Source organism: Stieleria maiorica (genome assembly GCF_008035925.1).
Taxonomy (GTDB): domain Bacteria; phylum Planctomycetota; class Planctomycetia; order Pirellulales; family Pirellulaceae; genus Stieleria; species Stieleria maiorica.
Map to the genome: position 1 here is coordinate 1,713,586 of NZ_CP036264.1, position 14,678 is coordinate 1,728,263.

General features: G+C 59.8%; 11 protein-coding genes. 6 read left to right on the forward strand and 5 right to left on the reverse strand.

Annotated elements, in window-relative coordinates:
- Positions 1-47: 47 nt before the first annotated feature.
- Positions 48-1,694, reverse strand: a complete 1,647-nt coding sequence (locus Mal15_RS05685) for a serine/threonine protein kinase (RefSeq protein WP_147866875.1) — start codon at positions 1,692-1,694, stop codon at positions 48-50.
- A gap of 362 nt (positions 1,695-2,056) precedes the next feature.
- Here Mal15_RS05685 and Mal15_RS05690 point away from each other — a divergent pair, with 362 nt between their 5' ends.
- The gene (locus Mal15_RS05690; RefSeq protein WP_233903297.1) at positions 2,057-3,193 is read left to right on the forward strand and encodes a cytochrome c family protein; all 1,137 of its coding nucleotides are present in this window, start codon (positions 2,057-2,059) and stop codon (positions 3,191-3,193) included.
- 305 nt (positions 3,194-3,498) lie between these two features.
- Here the strand turns inward: Mal15_RS05690 and Mal15_RS05695 are convergent, their stop codons facing one another.
- From Mal15_RS05695 to Mal15_RS05710, 4 genes are all read right to left on the reverse strand, one after another.
- Entirely contained in the window at positions 3,499-4,305 is an 807-nt protein-coding gene (locus Mal15_RS05695; RefSeq protein WP_147866877.1) for a segregation and condensation protein A, read from the reverse strand.
- A gap of 14 nt (positions 4,306-4,319) precedes the next feature.
- Positions 4,320-5,453, reverse strand: a complete 1,134-nt coding sequence (gene mqnC / locus Mal15_RS05700; RefSeq protein WP_147866878.1) for a cyclic dehypoxanthinyl futalosine synthase — start codon at positions 5,451-5,453, stop codon at positions 4,320-4,322.
- A 2-nt stretch (positions 5,454-5,455) separates the two neighbouring features.
- Positions 5,456-6,283 carry a menaquinone biosynthetic enzyme MqnA/MqnD family protein gene (locus tag Mal15_RS05705; RefSeq protein WP_147866879.1) on the reverse strand — a complete coding sequence of 276 codons (828 nt, stop codon included), beginning with the start codon at positions 6,281-6,283 and terminating at the stop codon, positions 5,456-5,458.
- A 541-nt stretch (positions 6,284-6,824) separates the two neighbouring features.
- Entirely contained in the window at positions 6,825-7,514 is a 690-nt protein-coding gene (locus tag Mal15_RS05710) for an RluA family pseudouridine synthase (protein WP_147866880.1), read from the reverse strand.
- A gap of 554 nt (positions 7,515-8,068) precedes the next feature.
- On the opposite strand from Mal15_RS05710, the gene Mal15_RS05715 reads away from it, so the two are divergent.
- The 5 genes from Mal15_RS05715 (at position 8,069) to Mal15_RS05735 (ending at position 14,346) form a co-directional block, all read left to right on the forward strand.
- Positions 8,069-9,490 (forward strand): DUF6513 domain-containing protein, encoded by a 1,422-nt coding sequence (locus tag Mal15_RS05715; protein WP_147866881.1) that lies wholly within the window; start codon positions 8,069-8,071, stop codon positions 9,488-9,490.
- Positions 9,491-9,665: 175 nt separating this feature from the next.
- On the forward strand, positions 9,666-10,787 hold the full coding sequence (locus Mal15_RS05720; protein ID WP_147866882.1) for a serine/threonine protein kinase: 1,122 nt from the start codon (positions 9,666-9,668) through the stop codon (positions 10,785-10,787).
- On the forward strand, positions 10,784-11,584 hold the full coding sequence (locus Mal15_RS05725; RefSeq protein WP_147866883.1) for an inositol monophosphatase family protein: 801 nt from the start codon (positions 10,784-10,786) through the stop codon (positions 11,582-11,584). The genes Mal15_RS05720 and Mal15_RS05725 overlap by 4 nt, the downstream gene beginning before the upstream one ends.
- 27 nt (positions 11,585-11,611) lie before the next feature.
- Positions 11,612-12,193 carry a flavin reductase family protein gene (locus Mal15_RS05730; protein ID WP_147866884.1) on the forward strand — a complete coding sequence of 194 codons (582 nt, stop codon included), beginning with the start codon at positions 11,612-11,614 and terminating at the stop codon, positions 12,191-12,193.
- A 239-nt stretch (positions 12,194-12,432) separates the two neighbouring features.
- Positions 12,433-14,346: an SHD1 domain-containing protein gene (locus Mal15_RS05735; RefSeq protein WP_147866885.1), complete on the forward strand. Its 1,914-nt coding sequence runs from the start codon at positions 12,433-12,435 to the stop codon at positions 14,344-14,346.
- Positions 14,347-14,678 lie beyond the last annotated feature (332 nt).

Below are 14,678 nucleotides of genomic sequence, written 5' to 3' on the forward strand. Positions count from 1 at the left end.
AGAGTGTTGATATCCTGTTAATGCAGGGCGCAGCTTCGCGGAAGAACTCATTGGTTTTCCATGAGCCGCTGCTGGGCGATGTCGATCAGTGGTTTCAGGTCGGAGTTGTCGCCGTACAGTTCGACCAGGCTGTACCAAATTTTGCGGGCTTCGACGACTTGATTGTCAGCGAGCAATTGATCGGCTTCCTCCAAGCGGGCGCGGATGATCTTGGCTGCGTCGCTTTCGCCGGCGGCCTTCTCTTCCAAGGCCGCGATCTGATAGCGCGCCGCGTTGACGGCGGTTTCGTAGTCCGGGTCGTCGCCCAACACCGTCACCATGCTGTGGTACTTGTCGATCGCCTTGGCAAAATCACCGTTGGCGGAAAACTCTTGTGCCTGCTTGTGCAGCAATTCGCCCTGGTTCTTGATCGGTAGGTTGTTTTTGATCTTGATCGACAGCTGATGCAAGAACTGTTTAACGTTGATCAGGTCGATTTGTAGTTGGGCCCACTCGGCGTGCGGACCATCCGGGAATCGCACCAGCAACTCCCGTAGCGGTTCGTCTTCGGCTTCGGCCAACGCCTTGCGTGTGTCCATCGCGATCAGCTTTTCCGCCTCGGCTCGCAGCGACGCCTCGCTGGCCGGCCAGGCGACGTAGCCCAACAGCATCAGCAACAACACCAATCCGCCCAACAGGAACCACGGTTGGTCGTGCCACACGACGTTGTCCGGGACCTCGTCCTCGGGCTCGATCGCGTTCAGGTCGATCACCCCTCGCCCCAGCAATGTCCGCGCCTCGTCCTTGTCTTGCTGGCTGGTGACCTGCAGCGGGCTGAATCCGCTGCTGGTGTGTTCGGCGACACTGGTGCGGGACAGGGCGCGTTTGCGGACCTCGGCCAATGCCAACTTGACGGCCGTTGCACTGGGCGGTCGATTGGCCGGGTCTTTCTCCAACAACCGCATGATCAGTTTGTCAAACCAAATCGGGCACTGCAGCACGATCGATGCCGGTGTCGGCGGCGATTCGCTTTGCACGTTCTCGCGGACTTCCTGCATCGTCTCACCACTGACCGGTAACCGCCCCGTGATCGCTTGGTAGAGCAACACGCCCAGCGCGTACAAGTCGGCCGAGGCCTGCGGCGGCGCTGCCGGATTTCCGTTTCCCCCCGCCTCCGCGATCGCCTCCGGCGGTTGGCGTGCGACTTGATCGATCGAAGGCGGACGGGTGGTGCGAAACGGTGATCCGAATCGATCGATGCGAAGGTCCAATAGCACGGGGGCGAATCCGGTCACGATCACCTTGTCGGGACAAATCGCCCCGTGCACCACGCCCTGGCCGTGCAGGTACTCCAACGCGTCGGCGATCCCCTGGGCGATTTCCAAGGCGTTTTCCCAGGACAGTCGACCCGCTCGCTCGATCTGGCTGGAGAGCGTTTCGCCCTCGATCAGCTCATACGCCAGGTAGGCGTCGGTTTCTTCAAAGCCTCCGCCGAAACATTTCGCAATGCCGGGGTGCGAAATTGTCTTCAGTCGTTCCCATTCGTCGGCCAACAACCGGCGTGCCTCCGGTGTGCTGCCGAACGGGGCCGAGAAGACCTTGACCGCGATCGACTTTTTCAGCTGCACGTGGATCGCACGCCAAACCGAACTGGTCGACGGATGGTCGCCAAGTTTGGATTCAATTGCGAGCGGACCGAGTCGGCTTCGAGGCATCGTGGAATTGATCGGCTGAAGAAACGCGGGCTGGACAGTCGCCGTCCTCTCCGAGGTCGGCGCCGGGCAAAGCTTCGCTTTGTTGTGCACCGAGTTCAGAGAACACGGCGACCCTCGGAACGTATCGGCGAAGACGCAACTCGGTTTTCGGGTCGTGGACGAGGCGACGAGTCCCTTCGGATTGCCGGCTGCAAGGACTCCTCGCGTCGTCCACTACCGGGTGCCCGAATCTTAAGGCGAGGCGCACCACTAGCATAGCGTCTGAGAACACAAAGTGGATGGTCCGACGGGATCGCCGACGGTTTAACGAGATTCCGTAACGTAGGCTTCAATTCCGGCGTCCATCCCGATCCATGCGATCGATGGGAAAGCCGATTATTCGAATTCTGACGATCCGATCGCCGCCAAGACTTTCGCAACGCAACATGACCCGTCGCCACAGCATCGCCCTCGCCACACTCGTCGCCCTGACTGTCATCACAACGATTTCGGCCGACGCGCAAACCAGTTGGGTTTCCGCCCAACGCAACTCCCCGCCGACAACCGGCCAGGGGCTGGGGCGGGCTACCCCCGCCGACCCGGCCAGGGTGGTCGGTCACGATGCCTGTGTGAAATGTCACGCGTCGGAGGTCAAGGTTTGGCAGACGACGCCGCATGCGACGACCTTTGATCAATTGCATCGCACCCCCGAAGCCAAACAGATCGCTTCCAAGCTGGGCCTCCGCTCGATCAAACATTCCGGTCGCTGCGTCGCTTGCCACTACACCACGCAATCCGATCCGTCCGCGAACGGCCCCGATGCTTCGCCTCATGTGGTCGCCGGCGTCTCGTGCGAATCCTGTCACGGTGCCGCCAAAGACTGGCTGGATTTGCATCACCATTATGGCGGCCAGTCGGTCACGCGTCTGACGGAATCGCCCGCTCACCGCGCCGAGCGAATCACAACGAGCATCCAGGCCGGGATGCGCAATCCGACCAATCTGTACCTGGTCGCGCAAAGCTGCTTGCGCTGTCACACCACTGCGGATGAAGAATTGGTCAACGTCGGCGGCCATCCCGCCGGGTCACTCGATTTCGAATTCGTCTCGTGGAGCCAAGGGACGATCCGCCACAACTTTGTCAACAGCGACGGCAAGTCCAACGCGACGCGGTCGCCCGAGCAACTGCGGGTGATGTTCGTCGCCGGGATGATCGCCGAGCTGGAAGCGTCGTTGCGGGCGACGGCGATCGCGACACAAAAAGCCACCTTTGCGATCACCGTCGCACAGCGCGCCGATCGGGCCAAAAAGCGATTGCAAAGCGTCGCGGCAAAGGTTGACCAGCCGATCCTGAATCAGATTTTGGACGTCGTCGCGGGCGTTCGGCTGAAGCTGAATAACGAAGCCGAGTTGACGGCAGCTGCAGACGAAATCGCGAGCCTCGGCTATCGATTTGCCGCCGAGTGTGACGGCAACGGGCTAAGCAGCTTGGACCCGTTCATCCCGACAGGGCGCAAGTGATCTGACCGGTTGGATGGGCTTCCAGCTTGTTGAGCGGGAGCCGGTCAGCGGATCGTTGTACGACGTCCTTTCTAGGTCGTCGCGGCGAGTTTTACTCGCGACGGCCCGGAGAGGCCACGAAGACGAGAGGTAGGAAAATTTTGGAGGTAAGAAAATGAGCCGGATCAATTGGGCGGTGAACACCAACATTTTCCTACCCCGAAATCTTCTTACCTGATCCCCGCATGGTCTATATCCGTAGCGCTGCGCGAACCGGCTGATATCAATCGATCGCTCCTCCCCGGCCGCGCCCTGCCCCACAACCGCTACCGCGGTTGGCTGGGCAGGTTGGTGGCGATGATGCCGTCGTTGCCGTAGTTGTCGACTTCGTTGACCGCCAAGTCGTCGCTGTAGTGGCCGGTCTTGACGATCACGATGTCCCCGGCCTCGTCCTCTTCGACCGCCGCCCCGTGGTGGCGGGTCAGTTCCAGCGTGGCCAGGAACCATCCGATCAATGCGGACTTGTGAATGCCGCCTTCGATCAGATCCATCAGCGCCACCCGCGGTCGATCGGCAAGCCGGGTATGGATCTTCTGCATGTAGACGTGGATCGGCGTGTCGTCATAGATGACTTCGGTTTGCGGCGGTCCGGCCGACTCGCGCATGATCCGCCCGAAGGCGCTGACCAAGTCCCAAATCTCCAGGTCTGCGATCGGTTGGTCGCCGGGGTCGATCCGCCGCCGCGGCAAGTCGTCGCTCATCCGCTGGTAACGCTGTTGCCAACGGCCGGCCATCTCGTCCAAGACCGCTGCGGCGTCGCGGATCTCTTTGTATTGCAGCAGCCGTTCGACGAGTTCTGATTGCGGATCTTCGATCTGCTCGTCTTCCTCGTCCTCCTCGACCGTTTGGGGCAGCACGGCCTGGCTTTTCAGTTCCACCAAGATGCTGGCGAACTCCAGAAAGTCGCCGATGTCCGCCAAGTCCAATTCCTGCAGCAGCTCCAGATACTCGCCGTACTGGTCGATCACTTTCGCCAGCGAGATCTCCATCAAACTCACCTCCTGGCGGCGGGCCAGGTAGAGCAACAAGTCGATGGGACCGTTGTAAACAGCGAGTTCGACGCGGAAGGACATGCCGCAAGTTTATCCTAAACCGCCAATTGGACCAAATCTTTCGGCCCGGTGTGCCCGTTGGCCTGGACCGCTTTTTGCTCCAATTCCTCGTCGACCAGCTGGTAAAACACGTCTCGTTGACGCGGCTGGAAACCCAATTCTTCGATCGCCTGGCGGATTTGGTTGAGCGACATGAAGTGGACAGTTCCGGCTTCGGCGACGACATTTTCCTCGATCATCAAGCTGCCCATGTCGTTGGCGCCGAACAGCATCGCAAGCTGGCCCATCTTCAACCCCTGGGTGACCCAGCTGCTTTGGATGTTGGGCACGTTGTCCAGGAACAACCGCGACACGGCTTGGGTCTTCAGGTATTCAAACGATCCCTTGGCCGGAATGTGACTCATGTCCGTGTTGTCGGGCTGGAACGTCCAGCAGATGAACGCGGTGAATCCGCCGGTTTCGTCCTGCAGGTCACGGATCCGCTGAAGATGCTCGATGCGTTCGGCCAACGTTTCCACGTGTCCGAACATCATCGTCGCGGTGCTGATGCCGCCCAGTTTGTGCCAGACACGCATCACGTTCAGCCAGTTGTCCGTGTCGACTTTCCCACGTGTCAATTCGTTGCGGACACGGTCGACCAGGATTTCGGCCCCGCCGCCGGGAATGCTGCCCAAGCCGGCCGCCTTCAGCCGCGTCAGCACGTCTTCAATGGGAAGGTTGTTGACCTTGGTGAAATGGTACAGCTCCGGCGGGCTGAATCCGTGGATGTTCACCGAGGGGAACGCGGTCTTGATGTCCGAGAGCAGTTCTTCGTACCAATCGAGTTTGAATTTGGGGTGCAGCCCGCCTTGCATCAAGATTTGGTTGCCGCCCAGCGCCACGGTCTCTTCGACCTTGCGGAGCAGCTCTTCACGCGGCAACACATAGCCTTCGTCGCTTTTGGGGCCGCGGTAAAACGCGCAAAAGTGACACACGGCGGTGCAGATGTTCGTGTAGTTGATGTTCCGGTCGACGTTGTAGGTCCGGTAGGGCTCGGGGTGCATCCGCCGCGAAACCTTGTCCGCCGCCGCGCCGATGGCCGCCAGGTCGTGGCTTTCCAGCAACGTCAGCCCTTCCGCGGCCGATAGACGCTCGCCGGCAACCGCTTTGTCCAAAATGTCAGTGATCATCGTTAATCGATCCGTTCCGTTGTTTGTTGTGTCGAGCCAGGCGTTGGTTGTGTCGAGCCAGTCGTTTTCGTGTCGAGCAAGCCGAGTGATGCACATCCTTCGCGGAAGCGGCGCAGCCCCTCGAGTTCGGCGTTTCCGAGTTGGAAGTGAAGGTTTTCGGCAAAATAGCGATACAGGTCTTCGTTGGTCAGCCCGTGTGCGGCCGCGTGCGTCTGTGCGATCGATTCCATCGCTTCCACGCCGCCGTCACGACAGCGTTGCAGGATGTCGACCAAGCCCTCGGTGTTGATCCCCGGCCGGGCGACCCACATGGCGAACACAAAGGGTGTTTCGGTGTAGCGACACCAGCGGTCGCCCAGATCCCAGATCTCATTGTAGATCCCCCGCTCGGGATGCATCGCCCGGTCGCCGATGATCAGCACCGCGTCTGCATCGACCGATTCGGGCGACTGTTCCATCGACAACACGGTCGTCTGGGGTTTCAATCCGTACATCTGCCACAACAGCACGCGGACCATCGCCGCGCTGGTGCGGCTGCCTTCGTCCAACGCCAGCCGGCGGATGTTCTTGACCGGGACTCGGCTGACCAACCGCACGCTCCAAACCGGTCCGCGGCAGGCGATCGCCGCATCGGAAACGATTTGGTAGCCGTCGCCGCGGAAGTACTCGACCGAGGGGATCAACGCCACGTCCAATTCGCCCGATCGCAGCTGGCTGGCCAGTCGGCTGGGCAGATTCAACGTCAACGAATCACCAGGCCCCAGAGCCTCTTTCAGCCCGTGGATCAACGGTTTGGTGTTCAAGTAGGAAACGGCGCCGAGGCGGGTCATGGGACGGATCGGGTTTGGCAGGTGAAGACGCGCTAAACGCGGGGTCAACCGTGGAAATGCTGCGAGCGCAACACCTTAGCCGATGATCCGCCGTTCGCCGAGGTCGCTATCTCCGCCAATCACGTCTCGTCCCCAGGCTCCGCCTGGGGACGGGGTTCTCCAGAGGCTCCGCCTCTCGTTACGCGCGGGGTGTGTGGCAGGAGCCACACCTGCATTGCGTTCCAAGCGTTCCAAGGCGGAGCCTTGGAACAAGGGCGGAGTGGGATTCCACTCGTTCCCAGGCTCCGCCTGGGGACGGGGGTTTCCAGAGGCTCCGCCTCTCATTACGCGCGGGGTGTGTGGCAGGAGCCACACGTGCCTCGCGTTCCAAGGCGGAGCCTTGGAACGAGGGCGGAGTGGGATTCCACTCGTTTCCAGGCTCCGCCTGGGGACGGAGTTTTCTAGAGGCTCCGCCTCTCATCACGCGGTGTGTGTGGCAGGAGCCACACCTGCCTTGCGTTCCAAGGCGGAGCCTTGGAACGAGGGTGAGGCGAAAGCTCGATCACGCCGACGTAAACTCAAACGGGCACGGCGATTCGACCCGCACCAAACGGCCGTTGGACGGATCGTGAAACTCCAATCCGTGGGCGTGCAGCAGGATCCGCCCGGTGTGCGGATTCGCCGCACCGCCAGTCGCACTGCCGGCGGCACCGTACATTTCATCACCCACGATCGGATGGCCGCGTGATGCCGTTTGCACTCGCAATTGGTGCATGCGACCGGTGATCGGGCTGAGCTCCAACAGGCTGCGATCGGCCACAGTGTCCAGTGCCAGTGTTTTGACGATCGTTCGGGCCGGCTTGGCATGCGGCGCGGATTCGTCACAGACCTCTGCCCGCGGCTGGTCCTCCAGCTTGCGAACGAAGTCGTCCCACTGCTGAGGGCTCGATCGGCCCACCTCGATTCGACCTTCGACCACCGCCAAGTACTGTTTGCGGGTTTTGCGGCTTGCGAACTGGGCGGAAAGCAGTCGAGCAGCTTTCTTGGTCAATGCGACCAAGATCACACCGCTGACGGCGCGGTCCAGTCGATGCGGAAACGCAAGGTAGCTGTCACGGCGATCGAATTGACGTTGAAGTCGGCTTTCCAAACTGTCGATTCCCGCCGGAGCTTGCGTGGCGAGTCCCGCCGGTTTGTCGACCGCCACCGCGAGATCACTTTCCCAAAGCAACTTGATGTCTGATTCAGCCATCGCTTTTAACCGTCAGTGATCCAAGGCGTCGTGATCCAAGGCGTCTCGAAGTGCCCAATACGTCGGTCGGCAACGTTAAAGTGATGAACGGGGCCATTGCGATGAGAAGTGATTCGCACATTTGGCAACAAGCGATGTGGAAGAGGCTTGCAGTGTGACGCCGACACCGCAACGCATCCGTCGCTGCCCCTGCCACTTGATGCGTTCGAAGAACAGTGATCGTCACGAATTCACCGCGCATAAAAAAACGAGAGATCCCGGCCACGACAAAGCGATGTTTCAATCGAAATTGCAACACCTACTTCGTACACGAATCTCTCGCTTAATGATGTTGTACGCGTTGTCACACATCAGTCAAGAGCGACTGCGTGATCGATTAGAAAAAAATACGCCGTTTTGAAGCTGTTATCGGAGCCGATCTTTGGCTTCAATCGATGACCTGAACGACAGGTTGAACACGCGACTGACGCGAATGCGGTTAACCTTGATGATGCTGACTCTGTTTCGACGACGCGTGAGCGTTCGAACACTTCCTTTCTATCGGTCTTTGCGACATGCCATCGGTTATCGATCTCCGCGAACCATCGCACTTGCATTTCGTCACCGGAACGCTTGCCCAAAATGCCGTTCGCGAGGTCGTCGATGCGCTTGCGGTGCGACATGCGTTTGAGTATTCGATCGGAGTGATGCCGATCACCGTTGCCGCGTTGATGACGCCCAAGTGGATCGCGCGCAAGCTGGACTTACCCGTACAAGCGACACATTTGATTGTTCCCGGTTTCTGTGAGGTGGGGATCGAAACACTTCGCTCTCAAGTCGCCGTCGATGTTGTCGTCGGTCCCAACGATTGCCGCGATATGGCCGAACTATTCGGCGAAAAACGTCCCGAAGTCGATCTCAGTGGGTACGACATCGAAATCATCGCGGAGATCAATCATGCCCCGCGGCTTGATCGCGACGAGTTCATCGCGACGGCTTTAAAGCTTGTCGATGACGGTGCGGATCGAATTGATGTCGGGTGTGATCCCGCCGCACGGTTTGAATCCATTGCGGACTACGTCGACGCGCTCGTTTCGCGCGGGATTCAGGTCTCCATCGATACCTTTGACCCTTGGGAAGCCGAAGCCGCTTGCCGTGCCGGTGCGTCGTTGGTGTTGAGCGTGAATTCCCACAATCGCGAGCATGCACCGCGATGGGGCGCCGAAGTCGTTGTGATTCCCGATTCGCCGACCGATCTGACCAGTCTGGATGAAACGATCGCGTACCTCAAGCAGCGGAACGTTCCGATGCGGTTGGACCCGATTTTGGAACCGATCGGATCGGGATTGGCCGCCAGCATCGTGCGTTACTCGACGGTGCGTCAGCGTTATCCGCAGCTGCCGATGATGATGGGGATCGGCAACGTCACCGAGCTGACCGATGCCGATTCGGCCGGCATCAACACCGTGCTGTTGGGCCTCTGCCAGGAACTGGGGATCCAAAGTGTCCTGACCACCCAGGTGATCAATTGGGCTCGGTCATCGGTCCGCGAATGTGATCATGCCCGGCGGTTGGTGCATGCGTCGGTCAAGAACGGAATTCCGCCGAAGAATCTGTCGGACCAACTGGTGTTGCTCCGCGATCGCAAGCTGAGCCCTTTCACCGAAGCGACGCTTGAGGGCCTGTCTCGGGCCATTAAGGACAACAATTATCGATTATTCGCCCAGGACGAAGTGATTCATTTGGTCTCGCGCCAATTGCATCTGAGCGACGAGGATCCGTTTCGATTGTTTGAGCGGCTGTTGCAGAACCCGATTTCCGACAATGTGGACCGCGGCCATGCGTTCTACTTGGGGTACGAAATGGCCAAAGCGTCGGTGGCGCTGACCTTAGGCAAGCAGTATGAGCAAGATCGCGCACTTAACTGGGGGTTTCTGACCCGCCGCGAGGACCTTCACCGGCTCGCCCGCAGCAGCCGTCACGGCAAGCCGACTTGAATTGCGGTTACCCGCGAGTGCGGGGTTTGGGGGAAACTCTCGCCTTTTGCTTTTGCCCGGGCGGTGTAGACTGTAGTGTCCAAATGTAGCCGGCCAGCCAACACGGAAAGACCTGCAGCGTGCCGCATTTGATTTTGCCCTCTCGCTATTCGTAAAACGACGGACCGTCGCGACGATGGAATCGACTACACGCTTCGAACCCAACCCAACGGTCACCTTCCGGGGAACCGTCAACACCAGCGGTGACGCAAAGCTCGTTCACTGGTACGACCATCTGATCGAACGTCAGAAGGTCAGTTGGACCGGGCACCATCACATGATTCGTCTGCTCGGCCGCGGCGGTCAGGGCGAAGTCTATTTGACCGAGTATCGCGGGACCGACGACTTCACCGTTCCGGTTGCGATGAAGGTGTTCTCGCCGGAACACTACCAAAGTGCTCGCGCGTACGACGAAGCGATGCGGCGGATCGCGACGATCGCCTCCAAAGTCGCGTTGATCCAGCACGACAACCTGTTGGCGGTGCAAAACTTTTTCGAGCGACATCGCATTCGCATCATGATGATGGAATGGGTCGACGGTTATGACCTCCGCCAACTGTTGGCCCCCAGTTGTCTGAAATTGCTGGGGCAACATTTGGACACGCGGCGGTTCAAGTACATCAACGATGTGATCATCACCAAAGGCCCCGATCATTCGCGCTTCAAGGCCGGGATCGCGGTGGCGATCATGCGTGAATGCTTGGCGGCACTGGCGGCGCTGCACCGCGAAGGCATCGTGCACGGCGACGTCAAACCCGCTAACATCATGCTCAAACGCAGTGGTCACACCAAGCTGATCGACTTGGGTTCGGCGATCGAATACAAGAATCCGCCCCGCGAACGCGAGTGTACGCCGATGTACGCGGCGCCGGAGATCTTGGAAAACGAGCTGGCGACCCCACGCAGCGATTTGGCCAGTGTCGGCTACGTGTTGATCGAACTGCTCAGCGGACGAAACATTTTTGCGGGAAATGAAAGTCTGCGTGATCTCGTTCAGGCCAAACTCGCCCTGCCGTCGCGATTGGAAGAAGTGTTGCCCGCGGACATCAGTCGCAACGACTTGCTGATGAATTTTTTGGTCGGATTGATCTCGCCGGACCCCAACTTGCGATTTCCCAATGCCGAGGCCGCCGAGCACGTCGATACCGGTGCGGCGGCATTTCATCGACAATTGGTCATCGGTGACATGTCGACCGAGTACAACAACGACATCCGGCTGTGGCTGGAAGAACTCCGACGACTCGAAATCGAATTGTGAATCAAGAACACTTGGATGTGGCGATCAAGGCAGCCAAGGCGGGTGCCGTGGAATTGCTGAGCCGATGGGAGAACCGCAAGGTCTCGGAAAAAGCCCCCAAAGATTTGGTCACCGACGCGGATCTGGCATCGCAGAAAGCGATCCGCGAAATCCTGATGGGCGCCTTCGGCGGCTACGCCTTCGTCGGCGAAGAAGAGGGCGAGAATGATCCGCCGCCGGCGGTTCGCAGCGGGGATGCCGACGCGCCGCCGTGTTGGGTCGTCGATCCGCTCGACGGCACCGTCAACTACGTCCATCGCTTGCAGTCCTTTGCCGTTTCGATCGGTCTGTACCATGCCGGCAAGATGCGGTTGGGCGTGATCCTGGACCCGGTCACCGACGAACTCTATTCCGCCGTCGACGGTGCCGGCGCCCAGTTGAACGGCCAGCCGATCCGGGCCAGTGATTGCGAAGACCTGTCACAAGCGCTCATCGCCTGCAGTTTTCCCGCCGGCGTCAAAGGCGACTCGCCGGAAGTCGCCCGCTTTGTGAAAGTCCTGGAACGCTGCCGCTCGCTGCGTCGCCTGGGATCCTGCGCCCTCAACATGTGCTACGTCGCCGCCGGACGCCTGGACGGCTACTGGGCGACCAACGTCTGTGCCTGGGACTCCGCCGCCGGAATCGTGATCGCACGTGAAGCGGGCGCCCAACTGACCGCCTATGACGGATCCGAACTGGACGATTGGCTGCCCAAGTTCTGTGTCACTGCGACCAAGCCGATGCACGAAACCATGGTCGGCTTGCTCAGCAGCAATTGATGGCCGTGGACATCGGGGGAGAACGAAATGGAATTTGATGTCGAAAAACTGACGTTGCAAGAAACCTACTTGCGGATGGTGCAACTGATCACGCCGCGGCCGATCGCTTGGGTTTCGACGCTGTCGGTCGACGGCATTGCCAACCTGGCCCCGTTTTCGTTCTTCAGCGGCGTCGGTGCGAATCCGCCGACCGTCTGCTTCGCCCCGGCCAACAACGCCCAGGGGCTGCCCAAAGACACGCTGGAAAACGTCCGCCGCACCGGCCAGTTTGTGGTCAACATCGTGACCGAGCCGGTGGCCCAAGCGATGCACCGTAGCAGCGACGAAGTGGGCTCGGAAATCGATGAATTCCAGCACGTCGGTGTCCAGCCGGCCAGCTCGGTCAAAGTCAAACCGCCGCGCGTGCAATCCGCCATCGCCGCGATGGAATGCACGCTGCATTCGGCGATCGCGCTGGGAACCGGACCTGCCGGAGCCAACTTGGTGATCGGCAACGTCGTCTACATCCACATCCAAGACGACTTCGTCGACCAAAAATCCCTCCACACCATCGCTCGCGTCGGACGCCGCGAATACACCGAAGTCAAAGAAACGTTCCGGATGGAGTGACGTTTCATGTTGGGAGTTGGGAGTTGGGAGTTGGGAGTTGGGAGTTGGGAGTTGGGAGTTGGGAGTTGGGAGTTGGGAGTTGGGAGTTGGGAGTTGGGAGTTGGGAGTTGGGAGTTGGGAGGAAGATCGGTGACAAGAAGATGTTGGGCGGCCTCGAAAACCTGAAACACCCAACCTGAAACAAAGCTATAATCGGCGGCTCTCGCTTCTCCGATCTTCCCCATCGTGGAACCCGTGACATGCGTCTGGTCGATCTCCGCTGCGTCGTTGTGCTTGTCGTTCTGGTTTTCCTCGTCCCTGCGACAGGTTTCGCTCAGTCTCAATCGCGTCAGTGGACGGACAAAACAGGCAAATTCCAGGTCCGTGCCACATTGGTCGACCACAACGCGACGCACGTCAAGTTGCAAAAGAGCGACGGTCGCGTGATCTCGGTGCCGCTCAGCGTGCTCAGCGAGGCCGACAGCGAGTACGTGCGACAGTTGGATGCCGAGCCGGAGAATCCGTTTGCCGGTGGGGAGCCGATGGCGGCGTCGACGTCGGACCGCCAACTGGCTCCGTCACAATCCGCTTCGTTCCCGCAGCGCAGCACCACCGAAGAGTTGCCGACCGACGGGCCGGAGATCTACATCAACATCGACCAAACGATGCCGGCGGTGCAGCCGGATCCGGGGCCGGCGGGGTTCAAGTTTGTCGAATTCGCGCGACCGATCGAGCCACTCGACGCCTATGCCCGTGTGTCCCAGCCGATCGTCGTTGACCCGACCGGGCCGGTGTTCGGGGTCTCGACACATCGCAACGGCAATGCGGTCAGCCCCGCCCATTTCGGGCACGTCTTCTTGGCCGGCAGCGCCGGCCAACCGCGGATGGTCTTTGAGTCCGACGAGACGTTTTTGTTGTTGGACCACAACGTCGACTACGACCGTTCGGTGGCCATGATCGGCGTCGATTCACCCTCGGATCGTGGCGGTGATTTGGCGGTCATGGACGGATTGTCCGGCGGCAGCCCGACGGTGGTCGCACGGTGGCATTTACCCGAGTGGCAGAAACCGGGATTCAAACCGAAGGCGGAATTTGCGGTGATGATCGATGGGACGCGGGCGATCGTCCAGGTCAATTCATCGATCTATTGTTGGTCGCTCGATGACGGGAAATGCCACTTCAAAATCCAACGTGTTCCGGCAACCGGAAAGGTCGCCGTCAGCGCGGGCGGGCGTTTTCTGGCCATCAGCGTCAGCGGCGGAACGCAGATGATCGATGTTGCCAAGGCCGAACTGGTCGGCAAGATTCCGTTTCCGGGAACATTGACTCCCGAAGTCCGGTTCTCCCCCGACGGCAGCCGACTGGCGATGGGGGCCGGCAATCAAGTGGCGGTATGGGACCTGCAATCGGCCGGAACGGAGATGGAAGAAACGATCGAAACGCCGGTCGGTCGACTGGTCGGTTGGGTCGGTGACGATGCGTTGCTCACCCAGTTCGCGTTGATCGATTTGGAGATGGCCCAAGCGGTCTGGAAGTACCATCTGCCCTCGGGGGCCAAAGAGATGACGGTCCCCGGCGGATACGTTTGCGTCGACAAAAATGCAAAGCCGGCCATGATCACCAGTCTGCCGCTGCCCCACGGTGCGATCGCCGACGTCAAACAGAAACTGAAAAGCGCCGGAAGAGACATGTTGCTGCTCGGTCCCGGTGGCAAGGTCTCGCTGGAAGTCGAAGGCATCGCGGGTGTCGACGAACAGGTGATGGAGGACGCGCTTCGCCAAGCGGTCCAAAAGGCCGGTTGGAAAGTCGTTCCCGACTCAGACATCAAGGTGGTCGCGAAAATCACCCGTGGTGAAAAACAAGTGCTGACCTTCCGTCCTATCGGAGCATCATTTCGCAGCGAAGGGGAAACGGTCAACTTGAAACCGTACCGCGCCAGTTTGGAGATCGTCCAAGGCGGCAACACGCTCTGGCAACGCAGTTCTCAAAACATGGTCCCGATGCTACTTCGTTTGGAAGCCGGTGAGTCGGTCAAACAGGCCGTCAAACGTTTCGAGAAAGCCGATCCGGAATACTTCAAACGCGTCAACATTCCGCCCAAGATCATCAAACCGGAACACCGCAGCATCGTCGGCACCAGCCGTGTCCAGAACGGCCGCTGGGTCGATTTCTAATCTGATATCACCCCGGCCGACATGGATGCCAGCGGGACGCGTCAGCGAGCGGCCACTCCATCCGGCCACGGTGTCTTGTCCGGTCGGTGAGAGTCAGCAAAGGGACGGCAGAATGATTCGAGGCAGAATGATGAGAGACCCGTTGGCTGGCGTCTACGACTGATCGGACAAACAACGTCAGGAACCGACGCTGTCAAAACCACCGGCCGAAACTTGTGAGTGTCACGACATCGGACGGCGATCGTTTTGCCCCCATCGTCTTGCCCCATCATTCTGCCCCGTATCATTCTGCCTACCCACCTGTTCACCCACTCGCCCTGAGAAAAGACCAA